The sequence below is a fragment of the Paraburkholderia sp. GAS448 genome (assembly GCF_050435685.1).
Taxonomy (GTDB): domain Bacteria; phylum Pseudomonadota; class Gammaproteobacteria; order Burkholderiales; family Burkholderiaceae; genus Paraburkholderia.
The window spans coordinates 81,230-95,761 of sequence record NZ_JBNDKT010000017.1 but is presented as its reverse complement, the minus strand read 5'-3'; the positions used below and the strand labels follow the sequence as shown (position 1 = coordinate 95,761).

Genomic DNA, 14,532 nt, shown 5'->3' with positions numbered 1-14,532 from the left:
GCGACCTGGATAGGCAGGAAGGGAGAGAAAACAAAACGCCTTGCAGCATCCCGTTGCTTGATCCTTCGAGAAGGGGCTTTGCGTGTCGTTGCTCTCGCGGCCGAACGTGGCCGTCTCAAAGGAGGAATCCTCACCGTTTCCCCGCAAGCGGCAGCCGAAAGCTGAGGCCGGGGGACGTCAAAACGCCTTCCAACCCGTCCTGAAGATCAGGAACAGTTCATCGAACTGGGTGACCAGTTCAAACGACAAAAGAAACGCCAGCATATAGGCAGGCCCCGGATAACCGTTCATCCATCGCAGGACCGGTCCTGCAAGACGTGTTCTCACGAAATCCCGCGTCGCGATACACGTGATGGCTACGCCGATGGCCGCTCCCCCGAGAACATCAGTCGGATAATGCAAACCAAGGTACACCCGTGGCAAGCATATGAAGATAGCTGTGTACAACAGCGCGAGCGTGCCGACGCGTCGTGAGACAAGAAAGATGCCCGTCGCAATCGACATCCATAGCATCGCATGATCGCTAGGAAAGGAACTCCACGTGCGCACAACGGCATCGTGCAGGCCGACAGAGGGAAAGTCCAGGCGCAGCTCCGGGTTGTAGAGCGGCCGCTGCCGGAACGGCAAGCAATAGGCGAGAAGCCTGCCGCTCGCAAGTGATAGAAGACCACTTGCGACGGTCGCGATGATCATCTCACGCTTCCATTCAACACGCGGACCCGGTTTGAACCACATCCACCACAACACAGGTATAAGGACGAGGCCTTTGAATATGACCTGGCCAGCTATCACCCTTATCGCGTGATTCATTGCCGCCGAGCGGAAAGCGTTGTGCGTCAGGAAGATCTGGACTGCTGTATCGAAACTGTTCATTGCGGCGCCGATCTTTCGGTTCTCGACAGTAGGTGCCCCGGTCGGGGTTATTGAACCGTTTTGAAGACTACCATGCCAGTATTCGGCTCGAGCGACACGTTCGTGAACGATGCCGGTGTCGGTGCCGCAACGAGGCTATCTGCGCCAGCCGTGCCCGTAACCGCCGAAGCCGATGCCGACATCGACGGAAGGCGCTGCGTAGTACGCTGGCGCATATCCATAGGCCGGCGCGGGCGCATAGCCGTACGGTGGAGCGACGATGCAGCCTGACAGGCTAGCCGCCAGCGCAACGACACACAAAAGTTTGATCATGTTTTTTCTCCGTGCGCGGATTTTAGATGGCGGACGTATTCTGATTCGCAACGAAGTGTGTCCGAACGTAACCGGTCAGGCCCAGAACTTTGATCAGTTTGCCAATTGGCGTTTGCGTGTTCGCCTGGTTGTGACAGTTTGCATTCGCTGTGAGCGCGACATGAACTACCATGACTGGGTAGACGGCGTTCTCACCAATGCGGAATGACAAGCAAGGTCTGGGCAGCTGCCGTTCAGTTCGGGGTGGCGATTGGCTCCTTGTGTGGCGACACCCGCACACCGGATCGCGGAAGTTGAATCAACGAAGGTCATGGTCGACCGGGTCGATGAACGGTTCAATCTCAGGCCCGAAAGACTCATCGCCGATACATCGTATGGAACGGCGCCGATGTCTGGCTGGCGTCGGAAAAGACTTTTCGGATTCGGCGGAAGTGATCTTCGTTGCATATCCTAATGTCAATGCCGATCCAGTTCGAGCGCTCAGCGCTCTTAATGTGTTGCGGAGTGGCGCTAGCTCTGCAACTTCGCACTTAGGAGCAGCACATGACTACCGCCACGCTAGACGCTTATCGCCAGTTACAACAGCAGATTAAATCGGATATAAGTGCGCGCAAGGACGAGCACAGGCGCCAGTTGAAAGACGCGCGAAAAAGCGTTGAAGGGGCGCTCGTACAGCCGCTAAACCTGCTGGCGGATGGCGATTCGTGGTTCGACTATCCCGTGCCCTCGCTCGGGCACCTTCCTACCGATGTAATCGTATCGCTGACAGACCTGTTGAACCTCAATCCAAAGCCACTTAAGTTGGCGCATTACGCTGATGCTACAACCGCGTTGCTCGGTACGTCGAAGCGCGACGTTTTGATTTCCACACTCAAGGATCCAGCGCACGCTCCCTTCGACGCGATTCTGTTTTCAGGCGGAGGCAACGATCTCGTCGGCGATGCATTCAGGTTCTGGTTGAACGACGCCGCGTCCGTCGGCGGAGATTTCACGCATGCCGTGAACTATGACGCGCTGTCGGATATTGCTGATATCGTTCGGCGCGCGTATCTAGACTTGATCGCCGTGCGCGATGCGTACGGTAACGGGTGCTACCTCTTCTTTCATCAATACGACTACGCTACGCCGACGAACGCATCCATTTGCGACGGACTCGTCGGACCATGGCTGCAACCCTCGTTCGTCGATCGAGGCTGGGCGTCCCCTCCCGTCGACGCGCAGTTCCTCGCGAACGGGCGTAGCGTCGTCGCGGAGATTCTTGGTTATTTTGCGAAGATGCTCGATGGCTTGTGTACTGCGACGAATAAAGTCGTGGTTGTGAAAACGCAGGGGACCTTGAATCCAGATACCGATTGGGCCAACGAATTGCATCCGACACGCGACGGATTCGGGAAGATCGCCGGGAAGTTTCAGGAAGCGCTGCAGGCGGTGTTCGGGGAACGGGCGGCGGTGCACTAGGAAGCCACCGCGGCGGTCAGCCCCCAGACCGCTTACGACGTTTTGGCTGCAACTTCTGCCCCTGCCAGCTCTCTTCGTCGAGAAGACGGTCGAACAGCCTGTTGCGAGCCGAATCACCCAACGGCGACAGTCCCAACAGAGAGTGAAAGGCAAGACCGCTGGCAGCAAAGTATCGCAACAACGACAAATCCAGGTCGGTCGCTTCATCTTGCAACGCCTTCATCTTCGCTGCGTCAGACGTCTTCATGTCTTCAAGCAAGGTTGGACTCTCGACAAGCGCTGCGAGAACTGCCCGTGCCACCGAATGCGGCTGATTGATGGATTCCCGATAAATTGCAATCTGGGCCGCGAGGCTCGGTTCGGCCTTCGATGCGCCTTCCTTCGCCATATAGTCACGGGCAATCTGCTCAAACTGCTGCTGCTGATATTCCAGCAGAGCGCAAAGCACCCCGTGCCTGGTGCGGAATTGATGTAGCAGTCCTCCCTTGCTGATGCCACTTTCGCGCGACAACGAATCGAACGTAAGTCCACCGACTCCCTCCCGGGTCAGGATGGTGAGAGCGGCATCAATTGCCTTCCTGCGGGAAATTTCCGAACGGGTCTGGTTATCCATTATCGATATTGATGAAGTCGCGACGATTGCGGTGCTGGCCCCATGGCTGCCGCGTCGTTATGGTGTTCGGCAAGCAATCCGGTGCAGTGAATCAGCTTCACCGAGCGGCCCCGCAACCCGTCGGCGCAAGAGGCATTTGCTCTAAAGGTTCGAATTGTACCGCTTGAACCGCTCCGGGTGCTCCATAAACAATCCGGATAGACGGTTTACATTTTAATTCGGCAATGCTACTGTTCGGCCTCATTGGTTCTCGACTGAACTGGACGCCGCCCGGCACTCAATTTGCCTTTCAAGGAACACAAAATGTTCACGAACAAACTCGTCCCGCGTCTTTTCATCACCGCAGCTGTGTTGACCCTATCGGCGTGCGCCGGTGTGCAGCCCGTCGCCTACACGGACATCTCATCGTCGTCGCAGCTGAAGCAGAACCGGGATGACGATTCGGGCAAGGTGCCCTACAAGTACGCCGCCCCCGTGGTCTGGTCCCGATACACGCAGGTCATGCTGGATCCGGTCGTCGTGTATCAGGGCAGCGACAACCAGTTCGGCGCCATGAAGGACGCCGACCGGGCCGCGCTTGCCGATTACATGGGAGAGACGTTCTCGAAGAAACTGGCGAAACGGTTCGACGTTGCGAAGCATGCCGGCCCCAACACCCTGCGGGTCAAGCTGACGCTGACCGGCGCCGAAAAGACAACCCCGCTTGTCGGACAGTTCATGCATTTCGACCTCGCGGGCAATCTCTACAACGGTGTGCAGTCGATCCGCGGGGGCCAGGGTGCATTCAGCGGCTCGGTTTCCTACGCCGTGGAAGTCTATGACAGCGACAGTGGCCAACTGCTGAAGGCATACGTTTCGAAGCAGTATCCGAACGCCATGAACCTGCCGGCAGCCTTCAGTTCCCTGAGTGCCGCAAAGACCGGCCTCGACAAGGGAGCCGATGCCCTTGTGTCACAGCTTCATTGACGGGATTGCTTTCCGTTGCATCGCGCGCGACCCGAAGGTGATGCCTGGAGTACAACCGTTGCAACGTACCGGTCTCCGGAACTCGACACAGCGATAAGGCGGCTGTTCCGGACTACTGTGAGGTCTGTGCATGCACGCATTTACCGACGTCGTCGTCTCATTCGCGCCCCCGCCTTTGATGGTCGTCATCGTGTTCTCGGTCGCATACCTGCTGGTGGGGATTCCGGTCCATTTCATGCGCGGCACAGCCGCAAGGGACGTGTTCGGTACCCTGGCCGGGGTCTTCGCCGCACTTGTCTATATCACGCTAGTCGTGGGCCTCTATCCGGATGTTCACACCGCTCCGCGCTAGCGCCGCACGTCTCTCCAAGAGGTTCGGACAATGCGCCCGCAGCATCAGAGAAGCCTGCATACCCGAGGCCAGACCAAGGCTTCCAGCCCGCAAAGTCTGAAGTACGAGGTCGTCGCGCGTCCGGACTCGATCGACGGTGGCGTCGTGCGCTGGATGACACGCCTGCTGCGCTATCTGGGTATGGGCTACCTGCAAGTTTGCCGGCTTGCGAGAGATGTATGCGACGTGGCCTGCGGAAGACTGTAAATGCGAATTCGCCCGCCAACGTCAGCCATGTGGTTTATCCCTCTCGCTGCCGCCTTGATCTGTCTTGCATTCCTCGCTTCTCTGCTCACACAATCGGGTCCTGAGGTCGCCGTCAGCTTTGTCACCGCAGAAGGGCTCGAGAGCGGCAAAACCCGCGTGCGCTACAAGGATGTTGAAATAGGCAGGCTGGCAGGACTGCGGCTGTCGGACGACCGGACACGCGTGCTCGCCGTCGTGCAACTCGAGGCGTCCGCCGAACGGTTCGCGATGTGCGGGACGCGATTCTGGGTAGTCCGTCCCCGGGTCGACATGACGGGTGTCTCCGGGCTGGCCACGGTCATCTCGGGTCCATACATCGCAGTGGATGCTGGACGCTTTTCCACGAGATGCGGAGAGTTTGTCGGTCTGGAGACGCCGCCTTCGGTTATCAGCGACCAGAACGGCGGGAGATTCGTTCTGCACGCCGACTCCCTCGAATCGCTCAATGTGGGTTCGCCAATCTATTTTCGGCGCGTACAGGTGGGGCAGGTGCTCAACTATTCGTTAGCCAGAGGTGGCGCCGCGGTGGACGTCGATGTGTTCGTGAAAACACCATACGACCGTTACGTCACTTCGGGCACGCGGTGGTGGCACGCGAGCGGAATCGACCTGCGATTCGATTCCAGCGGATTTAATCTGGACACCCAGTCCATCGCTACGCTCCTCTCCGGAGGCGTTGCTTTCGACTTGCCTGAATCATCGGTTCCCGAGCGCCGCGCCACCGACGGCACCGTGTTCGCTCTTGCAGCAAGCAGGACCGAGGCCATGCACCGTACCGACGATGGACCTGCCGCATCTGTGCGTATGAGGTTCGACGGGTCAGTGCGCGGATTATCAGTCGGCGCACCGGTCGACTTCGATGGCGTCGAACTGGGCGAGGTCACCGCAATCGACGTCGACTTCAATCCAACAGGTGTTCGCTTTGATATGGTTGTGACACTCAACCTGTACCCCTATCGTCTCGGGCGACGTTACAGGGAAGCACTCGGAAAAGGCTCAAGCGAGGCCGGCAAGGTGCTTCTGCATGAGCTGGTTGCTCAAGGTCTGCGTGGGCAGTTGCGCATGGGGAGCGTCCTGACCGGCCAGCGATATGTGGCGCTGGACTTTTTCCCGCACGCGCCGGCGGCCAGTATTGACACCCGTCGCACGCCGGTCGAGCTGCCGACCGTGCCCAATACACTCGAGGAGCTTCAGGACAAACTCGCCGACATAGTGAACCGGCTCGACCGTGTCCCCTTCGAGGAGATCGCCATCAACCTCAACCAGAGTCTCGTGAACGCCAATTCCCTGTTCCGGCGAATCGACACGGAACTGGCCCCACAGGCACGCACAACGCTCGCGGCTGCGGAGCAGTCGTTCAATGCTGCGAACGCCACGCTGCGGCAGGACTCTCCGATGCAGTCCGATATTCACGAGGCGTTGACTGAATTGCGCCGGACGCTTGCAACCCTGCATGCACTTTCGGATCACCTGGAACAGCATCCCGAATCTCTCATGTGGGGAAAATCAGCGGACCACTGAAGTACTTCGAATCTGACCCGCGGGCACCGAGCGCGCCACGCCACCAGTCCGTGACCGCCGCATTCGACTGAAACGCATCCGTTGTTCTCGCGTCAATACCTCAGCGGCTTCGCAATCCCCCTGTGACGTTCCTTGCGGGGTTGGAAACTGACCTTGACGGCAGGTGGGCGCCGAGAGCGAGGTCAGCGCACTTACCGGACGAGCGAACTCCCACGTGCAAAGGGCGGCGCTGATCAACAACGCCCCCCGTCCCTCGAAAGCCGTCGTCGAAACGCCATCTGATCGAACGGCGGCAGCGGGTCGGGCGGCGAAATCCAGGTGAAGGAAAACCAGGCCAGTGCGCGGCCCGGCGCGGGCCCTTCAAGCCCTCTGCAGAATGTCCACCGCCTTTTCGGCATCGTCCGACGAGTCGACCGCGAGATAGGCAATGAATTGTGTGCCAAGTACAGCAGCGGAAACGCCGCGGAGGTTGATCCCTCCCTCTGCCAACATCTGGGTCAATTGCGCGATGATCCCCAGTTGGTCCAGACCCATAACACGGACGGAGTGAAGGCTCGGTGTGACGGCAAACCCCACCTGTGTCGCGGCACGGATCTCCCTCTCCCCCTGCAGCGGCGCGACAAACACGACCCCTTTTCCGGAAGCTTCCGGCGTTCGACGTGCGACGACGAACTGCAAGTCAACGCCAGCATCCCGCAAAGCGCTTAATACTTGCGCAAGCCCGCCCGGTTTGTCCTCGATGGTCGCCGCCCAAACATCGACGCGTTCTATGCTCAGTTCCATGGCAGTCCCTCCCGCCTGATGCATGTCCCAATCAAAATCTAGTTCACCAACGGTTTGCGAGCAAGGCCGGCAGCGTCAGCGACACACGGGAATGCCGGGTTTCATGCGCGATTGCAACGCAACTGCCTTCGGCGACGGAGCAATCGAAAGATCGAAGCCCTTGAGCACGCTCGTCGGCCCGAAGCCTTTCGTGATCGATCGTGCTTCCAGCAGGAAAGTCGGATAATCCATTCCTGTCTCCTACGCAGTTGTTGCGCTGCGCAATTCAGGTGTGTGGGCTGGAGCCTGACGGCGTCTCAGCCTGCCGCGTCATCATCGGCCTCGTTTCAAGGCTCGTTGCTGCACGGCTTGTCGACAGAATGGCAGTGACCGTAGCCTCGGAACAAGCCGGTTTCATTCAATTGCAACTGCAAAAAATTTCACTATGCGTATCCCACCATTGAAGGCGATCCTCGCTTTCGAGAGCGTTGCCCGGACGAAGAGCGTCAACCGTGCATCTGAAGAGCTGGGGCTGACAGCATCGGCAGTGAGCCATCAGATCAGCAACCTCGAATCGATCATCGGTCAGCCGCTCTTCTACCGCTCCGGCAGGGGACTCGTGCTAACACCGACGGGCGAGCGTTATCTGTCTGACGTGACAGGGTCGCTGGCGGATCTCAGCCGCGCGACCGAGCGTGCATCGAGCCGTACCGACGTTGAAATTCTCCGCGTGCATTCGAGTCCGAGCTTCGGGCTCATGTGGCTGCTGCCGCGACTCGCGTCGTTTCAGGAAGCAAACGGGGATATCCAGCTGAACCTAGCGTGTTCATATGAAGACGTATCGTTCACGAGCGGCTACTACGACATCGATGTGCGCCACGGCTATGCCAACTGGCGCGATCTGGAGGTGAAGACGCTGCGCAATGAGTTCATCGCGCCGCTGGCCTCCCCTAAATACCTGGCGAGCAATCCGGTAAAGACGCCCGAAGACCTGCTTGAGCACCGCCTGATCTATTCGGAGACGCCGCTTGTCCAGTGGAAACAGTGGTTCGGGCGTACCGGCGTGTCCGGGGCCCATAAGAGCTTCGACTTTTCGTTTGACCGCTCTTATATGTCGCTGGAAACGGCGGCGCTCGGCCTGGGTATCGCACTCGAAAGCCTGATGCTCGCCTCTGTCAGGATCAGGGAAGGGGTGCTCGTGCCGGTATTTGACGATACGCACGCTGTCGAGGTCGGGGCGCATCATCTGGTGTACCCGCCGCAAAATGCCGATCTGCCGCGTGTCGCACGGTTCATCGCGTGGATCGAGCGGGAAGTCGGTAGCGCAAATCGCAGGGCACAGTAGCCACAGAGAAGATCGACACCAGGGTTTTTCAGCAGGCGAGCCGAAGCATGACAGCACAACCGCTGCTTCAGGGGAACGTTTCACGCGTATTGCATCGACCCACCCCCATCACCTGAAAATTTCTCAACCATAGTTGAGCGGTACTGCGTTGATCCGACCGGGGGCACAGTAGACACTCGAGCCATCACTTCAACACTCAGGAGACAAAGATGTTGCTCGAAAACAAGGTCGTCATGGTAACGGGTGCGGCATCGCCGCGCGGTATTGGCAAGGCGACCGCAAAAGCACTGGCTGCACAAGGCGCGCGCGTGGTGATCCTCGATCTGCGCGAGGAAGACGCAAAAAGCGCTGCCGCCGACCTTGGCGAAGGTCACCTCGGCCTCGCCTGCGACGTGACCGACAAGGCCGCCTGTCTGTCAGCCGCACGTGCGACCCTCGAAAAATACGGCCAGATCGACGGCCTGATCAACAACGCAGGCATCACGCAGCCTGTGCGCACCCTGGACATCACCGCCGAGAACTTCGACGCAATCGTCGACGTCAACCTGCGCGGCACGCTGTATATGTCGCAGGCAGTGATCCCGGTGATGAAGGAACAGAAGCGCGGCAGCATCGTTTGCATGTCGTCGGTCTCGGCGCAACGTGGCGGCGGCATTTTCGGCGGACCGCATTACAGCGCCGCGAAAGCGGGTGTTCTCGGTCTCGCGCGGGCGATGGCCCGCGAGTTCGGTCCGGACAACATCCGCATCAACTCGATCACGCCGGGGCTGATCCAGACCGACATTACCGGCGGCAAGCTCACCCCGGAAATGCGTGCAGACATCATCAAGGGCATTCCGCTCAGCCGGCTCGGAGACGCAGTCGACGTTGCCAATGCGTGTCTCTTCCTCGTGAGCGATCTATCCGCGTATCTCACGGGCATCACGCTCGACGTGAACGGCGGAATGCTCATTCATTGATATTGACGACAGCGCCCGCCTCATGGGCGGTGTTGCATTCCACGCACCCGGGCGAACCCGGGGCCATGGCAGGAGACAGACATGAAATCGAAGTACCCCGCTTCGCCCGGCACGGGCGATGTGTTGCCGCGCGCCGACTCGAAAAGTTTCGAGTCGAAGACCTACGCGAAAGTCGGGCGCCGGCTGATCCCATTCCTGATGCTGTGCTATCTCGGTGCTTACCTCGATCGCGTGAATGTCGGCTTCGCCAAGCTGCAGATGCTCAACGACCTGCACTTCAGCGAAACCGTCTATGGCATGGGTGCTGGCATTTTCTTTCTCGGCTATTTCCTCTTTGAAGTGCCGAGCAACCTTATCCTTCACCGTGTGGGTGCGCGCCGATGGCTTGCGCGGATCATGCTCACGTGGGCGGTCATCTCCGCGAGCTTCGTTTTCGTCAAGTCCCCCACTGCATTTTACGTACTGCGTTTTCTTCTCGGCGTGGCGGAGGCTGGCTTTGCGCCCGGCGTCATCTTATATCTGACGTACTGGTTTCCGTCGGCGCGACGGGCCAAGGCATTGTCGCTCTTCTTCATGGCAATCCCGCTGGCCGGCATCATCGGCGGCCCATTGTCGGGCGCGATCCTGCACTCGCTTCATGGCGTGATGGCAATGGCAGGCTGGAAATGGCTCTTCCTGCTCGAAGCAGTGCCGTCGCTGGTGCTCGGCGTCGCGATCCTGCTGTACCTGGACGATGGCATTGCCAGAGCGAAGTGGCTCACGGACACCGAAAAGGCGCTGCTCGCACGCAATGTCGCCGGAGATGACGCGCACAAGACTGCGCACCTGTCGGTCAAGGAATTCATCGGCGACCGCCGGTTGTGGCTGATGGCGTCGATCTACTTCTGTGTCGTGCTCGGCCAGTACGGACTGACTTTCTGGCTTCCAACGCTCATTCGCAAGTCAGGCGTCGCCGATCCATTGTGGGTGGGGGTATTCACCGCCATTCCGTATCTGTGCGCGATCGCGGCGCTTCCGCTGGTCGGCATGAGCGCGGACCGCAGTCGCGAGCGCCGCTTCCACCTGGCGATCCCGATGCTAGTGGCTGCCGCAGGTTTCGCCACTCTGCCTGTGCTGGGTAGTGTGACCGCCTCGATCATCTGTCTGAGCATTGCCGCGGCAGGCATCCTCGCATCCTCGTCACAGTTCTGGTCGTTGCCTACCGCTTTGCTGGGTGGCATGTCTGCCGCCGCCGGGATTGCCGCCGTGAACTGCTTCGCGAACCTCGCGGGCTTCTTCTCCCCAGCGATCGTGGGCTGGCTGAACGACCTCACGGGCAGGTCGACAGCCGGGCTGGTCTTTATTTCCGTGGCAGTGACACTGGGCGCCTTCCTTGTGTTTCTGGTGCCGGCAAAGTCCGTCAACCGCTGAATCGCTTTCCAATCACACCGACTGATCACAGGAGACGACATGAACAGTCCATCAAACAGTCCATCAACCAGGTCAACCGCGTCCACGGTGTCACTTGCCGAACACGCTTACCGTATCCGGAGAAACGCCCTTCTGATGGGCGAAGTTCAGGGGCAAGGCTATATCGGGCAGGCGCTCGACATTGCCGACGTCCTGGCTGTCGCCTACTTCGGCGCAATGCGATATCGCCCGGAAGACCCCAGGTGGGAAGGCCGTGACCGTTTCCTGCTCTCCAATGGTCACTACGCGATTGCGCTGTATGCGGCGCTTCTCGAGGCGGGCATTCTGCCGGCCGAAGAACTCGAAACCTACGGCAGCGATGATAGCCGCCTGCCCATGTCCGGCATGGCCAGTTACACCCCCGGCATGGAGATGTCCGGCGGCTCGCTCGGGCAAGGTTTGACCATCGCGGTCGGCCGCTGTCTGGGACTCAAACGCAAAGGATCGGATGCGTTCGTGTACACGCTCTTCTCCGATGGCGAGCTGGACGAAGGCGCGATCTGGGAAGGCATCATGTCGGCAAGCCACTGGAAGCTCGACAACCTGATCGCCATTGTCGACGTGAACAACCAGCAGGCCGACGGCCCCTCCACGCAGATCATGGCCTTCGAGCCGCTCGTCGAAAAGCTGGAAGCTTTCGGATGGTTCACGCAACGCGTGGACGGAAACGACATTGACGCCGTCGCTGCAGCGTTCGATGCGGCCCGCTCGCATCGCGACGCGCAGCCTCGCATGATCGTATGCGACACGCGCATGGGTTGCGGCGTGCCGTTCCTCGAACAGCGCGAGAAGAACCACTTTATCCGCGTCGATGCACATGAGTGGCAGCTGGCGCTTCAGGCACTCGAAGCAGGGAGACAAGCATGAGCAACGCGACGATGAACAAACCGCGCCTGAAGACCTCGGCAATGATTGCTTCGATAGCCGGTGAAGGCCAGGTTACGCGGTCAGCCCCTTTCGGTCACGCCCTCGTGCAACTGGCGCGGCAGAAGACGAATGTGATCGGCATGACGGCCGATCTTGGGAAATATACGGATCTGCACATCTTCGGCAAGGAATTCCCTGAGCGTTACTATCAGATGGGCATGGCGGAGCAGTTGCTGATGGGCGCTGCTGCGGGATTTGCTCATGAAGGCGCGCAGCCGTTCGTCACGACGTATGCTGTCTTCGCCACCCGCCGGGCGTACGACTTCATGCATCAAACGATCGCAGAGGACAACCTCGACGTGAAGATCGTCTGCGCATTGCCAGGCCTCACGACAGGCTACGGTCCGAGCCACCAGGCGGCGGAGGACCTTGCCTTGATGCGTGCCATGCCGAACATGACGGTCATCGATCCATGCGATGCGCTCGACATCGAGCAGATGGTGCCCGCGATCGCGGCGCACCGGGGGCCGGTCTATGCCCGGCTGTTGCGCGGCAATGTCCCCGCCGTGCTGGACGAGTACGATTACACCTTCGAACTCGGCAAGGCCAAAATGCTGCGCGATGGCGCCGAAGTGCTGGTGATCTCGTCGGGCATCATGACGATGCGTGCGCTCGAAGTAGCAAAAGCGCTTGAAAAAGATCGCATCGGCGTTGGGGTGCTGCACGTGCCGACGATCAAGCCGCTCGATACCGAGACTATCGTCCGTGAAGCAAAACGTTCTGGACGCCTCGTCGTCGTCGCAGAGAACCACACGGTAATCGGCGGCCTGGGAGAAGCGATTGCTGCGGAACTGATGCGCGCTGGTGTGTCCTGTCCGTTCCGGCAAGTGGGACTTCCCGATGCGTTCCTCGACGCCGGCGCGCTGCCGACACTTCACGATCGCTATGGCATCTCGACCTCGACGATGTCCGAAGCAATCAAGGGTTGGCTGTCTTGAGCTGGTGTGTCTAATCGCACGGCCTGGGCGGAAGAGCGAGGGATGACGTTGTCGTCACGGGGTTGCATCGTCTGGGTATGGCCCGCAAGCGGACATTGCGTGATGTCTATGCAATGTCCGATCGACCCTGTCACTCAGCTTTCGGGAAAGCAGTCGCTCGCGAAAGGCCGTTTTCGGCCCCCGAGCCAACTGCCGCAGGGCAGTGAAGCCGACCCTCCGGGAATGGCCTGAATCCGCCGCTCAAATGACCGGACGCCTCAACGAAAAGGCATATCGGGTCCCTCCCACGCCTTCGTGGGGCGTCTCCCCATAGGAACTGTCGAAGGTGCGTGGCATAATTCGCCGCAATATTGACGCCACGCCGCAACTCCGTCACGGTCATGGTTAGCCTGTTCCACCGAAAGCTCGGCAGCATTCTGGGATTGCTTGCAATCCTGATGGCCACGCTCGCGCCAACGGTGTCGCACGTCCTGGCAGGGCACGAACGCGTTGACCGGCTGCTGGCCACCTATTGCTCTGCGCACGCAACACCGGACGATGGAGCAACTGAGCAAGCGCCCGACCACCAGCCTGCACTCCACTGGCAAGCGTGCGCGTATTGTGGCCTGCTTGCGCACATGCCCGTGTTGCCGAGCGGGAAGTCCAATCTTGTGCCGGTTGCCCGGGCGACACAGCGTGCAGCAGCTCTCCAGCTGCCGGAAGTCCGGCACGTCTTTCTTTTTACCGCGGCACAGCCGCGTGCTCCTCCGCTTTCATCCTGACTGAGTCAACAAGGCAGCGACGCGTGCGCCATTGCATCGCTGCGTCGTCGCGCGTCTTCTGGCCGACGCGTGACTACAGCAACGCGACCATTCACAAAGGATGAATCATGCACAACATTTCAACGGGCTTAGGGAAACCGCTGCTCGCGGCATCACTCATTTCGGCCGCCGCAAGCGCTCTTCTCTTCACACCCTCGCTCGCCAGCGCTCACGCGATTGCGGGTGACCGTGTTTTTCCGGCGACCATGGCCGTCGACGATCCCGGCGTAGGTGACGAAGCCAACTTCCTATATGGCCATCAGCGCATTACCGGTGACAACGGCGATCAAAGCATTAACACCTTTAGCTTCGAGTACGACAAACTGATCACACCAAGGCTGGCTTTCTCGGTCACCGGCGCCTATGTGATGCAAAACAACCCGACGGCCCGCGGCTTCGACAACTTCGGCGTCGGCCTGAAGTATCTGCTGTACGTCAACGACGCGCACGAGTTCATGACCTCCGTCGGCGTCAATGCCCAGCTCGGCGGGACGGGAAGCCAGGCAATCGCCAACAGCTTTTCGACCATCTCACCGACGATCTTCGCCGGCAAGGGCATGGGCGACCTGCCGGATTCGCTGGCTTATCTGCGCCCGATCGCGATCACGGGTGAAGCCGCCCCGGCTTTGACCACTGGGGCGGGACAACCCAACGCGTTCAACTATGGCTTCACAGTCCAGTACAGCTTGCCGTATCTGCAGCAGCACGTGCATGACCTCGGTTTGCCGCAGCCGCTGTCGAACCTCATCCCCATCGTCGAGATTCCGCTGTCGAGAAGCCAGGGACAGACAACCGGTACGGTCAACCCCGGCTTCATCTGGATCAACCGCTACGGTCAGTTTGGCGTCGAAGCTCAAATCCCGATTAACCACGCGAGCGGTTCACACGTGGGCATTCTGGTGCAGGCCCATATTTTCTTCGATGACATCGCACCAACGACGATCGGCAAACCGCTATTCCAGTGATGAGGGA

Annotated in this window: 18 protein-coding genes; 13 read left to right on the top strand and 5 right to left on the bottom strand. The window is 59.6% G+C overall.

The annotated features are described in order from the left end of the window. Positions 1–177: 177 nt before the first annotated feature. Positions 178–873: a phosphatase PAP2 family protein gene (locus P3T23_RS27535; RefSeq protein WP_429319253.1), complete on the bottom strand. Its 696-nt coding sequence runs from the start codon at positions 871–873 to the stop codon at positions 178–180. A gap of 135 nt (positions 874–1,008) precedes the next feature. After that, complete coding sequence (locus P3T23_RS27530) at positions 1,009–1,185, bottom strand: hypothetical protein (protein ID WP_429319252.1); 177 nt, start codon at positions 1,183–1,185, stop codon at positions 1,009–1,011. On the opposite strand from P3T23_RS27530, the gene P3T23_RS27525 reads away from it, so the two are divergent. Both P3T23_RS27525 and P3T23_RS27520 read left to right on the top strand, forming a co-directional pair. Next, positions 1,184–1,393 carry a hypothetical protein gene (locus P3T23_RS27525; protein ID WP_429319251.1) on the top strand — a complete coding sequence of 70 codons (210 nt, stop codon included), beginning with the start codon at positions 1,184–1,186 and terminating at the stop codon, positions 1,391–1,393. The two genes, P3T23_RS27530 and P3T23_RS27525, sit on opposite strands and share 2 nt — an antisense overlap. Positions 1,394–1,728: 335 nt before the next feature. Next, on the top strand, positions 1,729–2,643 hold the full coding sequence (locus tag P3T23_RS27520; RefSeq protein ID WP_429319250.1) for a hypothetical protein: 915 nt from the start codon (positions 1,729–1,731) through the stop codon (positions 2,641–2,643). Between the two features lie 16 nt (positions 2,644–2,659). Here P3T23_RS27520 and P3T23_RS27515 read toward each other — a convergent pair whose 3' ends face one another. Then, positions 2,660–3,256, bottom strand: coding sequence for a TetR family transcriptional regulator (locus P3T23_RS27515; protein WP_429319249.1), 597 nt, complete (start codon positions 3,254–3,256; stop codon positions 2,660–2,662). 303 nt (positions 3,257–3,559) lie between these two features. Here P3T23_RS27515 and P3T23_RS27510 point away from each other — a divergent pair, with 303 nt between their 5' ends. The 4 genes from P3T23_RS27510 (at position 3,560) to P3T23_RS27495 (ending at position 6,380) form a co-directional block, all read left to right on the top strand. Continuing rightward, positions 3,560–4,222, top strand: coding sequence for a DUF3313 domain-containing protein (locus tag P3T23_RS27510; protein ID WP_429319248.1), 663 nt, complete (start codon positions 3,560–3,562; stop codon positions 4,220–4,222). Between the two features lie 130 nt (positions 4,223–4,352). Further along, the gene (locus P3T23_RS27505) at positions 4,353–4,574 is read left to right on the top strand and encodes a hypothetical protein (RefSeq protein WP_429319247.1); all 222 of its coding nucleotides are present in this window, start codon (positions 4,353–4,355) and stop codon (positions 4,572–4,574) included. Between the two features lie 30 nt (positions 4,575–4,604). Next, complete coding sequence (locus P3T23_RS27500; protein ID WP_429319246.1) at positions 4,605–4,820, top strand: hypothetical protein; 216 nt, start codon at positions 4,605–4,607, stop codon at positions 4,818–4,820. After that, a complete protein-coding gene (locus P3T23_RS27495; protein WP_429319245.1) occupies positions 4,821–6,380 on the top strand; it encodes an intermembrane transport protein PqiB in 1,560 nt (519 codons plus the stop codon). Between the two features lie 360 nt (positions 6,381–6,740). On the opposite strand, the gene P3T23_RS27490 is transcribed toward P3T23_RS27495, so the two are convergent. Both P3T23_RS27490 and P3T23_RS27485 read right to left on the bottom strand, forming a co-directional pair. Beyond that, a complete protein-coding gene (locus P3T23_RS27490) occupies positions 6,741–7,163 on the bottom strand; it encodes an ACT domain-containing protein (protein WP_429319244.1) in 423 nt (140 codons plus the stop codon). Positions 7,164–7,238: 75 nt separating this feature from the next. Continuing rightward, entirely contained in the window at positions 7,239–7,394 is a 156-nt protein-coding gene (locus P3T23_RS27485) for a hypothetical protein (RefSeq protein ID WP_429319243.1), read from the bottom strand. Positions 7,395–7,587: 193 nt separating this feature from the next. Here P3T23_RS27485 and P3T23_RS27480 point away from each other — a divergent pair, with 193 nt between their 5' ends. The 7 genes from P3T23_RS27480 (at position 7,588) to P3T23_RS27450 (ending at position 14,525) form a co-directional block, all read left to right on the top strand. Next, positions 7,588–8,487 carry a LysR substrate-binding domain-containing protein gene (locus P3T23_RS27480; RefSeq protein ID WP_429319242.1) on the top strand — a complete coding sequence of 300 codons (900 nt, stop codon included), beginning with the start codon at positions 7,588–7,590 and terminating at the stop codon, positions 8,485–8,487. Between the two features lie 209 nt (positions 8,488–8,696). Continuing rightward, positions 8,697–9,446, top strand: a complete 750-nt coding sequence (locus P3T23_RS27475) for an SDR family NAD(P)-dependent oxidoreductase (RefSeq protein WP_429319241.1) — start codon at positions 8,697–8,699, stop codon at positions 9,444–9,446. An 81-nt stretch (positions 9,447–9,527) separates the two neighbouring features. Beyond that, positions 9,528–10,856, top strand: coding sequence for an MFS transporter (locus tag P3T23_RS27470; RefSeq protein ID WP_429319240.1), 1,329 nt, complete (start codon positions 9,528–9,530; stop codon positions 10,854–10,856). 39 nt (positions 10,857–10,895) lie between these two features. Next, positions 10,896–11,762, top strand: coding sequence for a transketolase (locus tag P3T23_RS27465; protein WP_429319239.1), 867 nt, complete (start codon positions 10,896–10,898; stop codon positions 11,760–11,762). Continuing rightward, positions 11,759–12,760, top strand: coding sequence for a transketolase family protein (locus P3T23_RS27460; protein ID WP_429319238.1), 1,002 nt, complete (start codon positions 11,759–11,761; stop codon positions 12,758–12,760). Before P3T23_RS27465 ends, P3T23_RS27460 begins: the two co-directional genes overlap by 4 nt. 380 nt (positions 12,761–13,140) lie before the next feature. Further along, positions 13,141–13,521 carry a DUF2946 domain-containing protein gene (locus tag P3T23_RS27455; RefSeq protein WP_429319237.1) on the top strand — a complete coding sequence of 127 codons (381 nt, stop codon included), beginning with the start codon at positions 13,141–13,143 and terminating at the stop codon, positions 13,519–13,521. Positions 13,522–13,628: 107 nt separating this feature from the next. Beyond that, positions 13,629–14,525 (top strand): hypothetical protein, encoded by an 897-nt coding sequence (locus tag P3T23_RS27450; RefSeq protein ID WP_429319236.1) that lies wholly within the window; start codon positions 13,629–13,631, stop codon positions 14,523–14,525. The last annotated feature ends 7 nt before the right edge of the window (positions 14,526–14,532 follow it).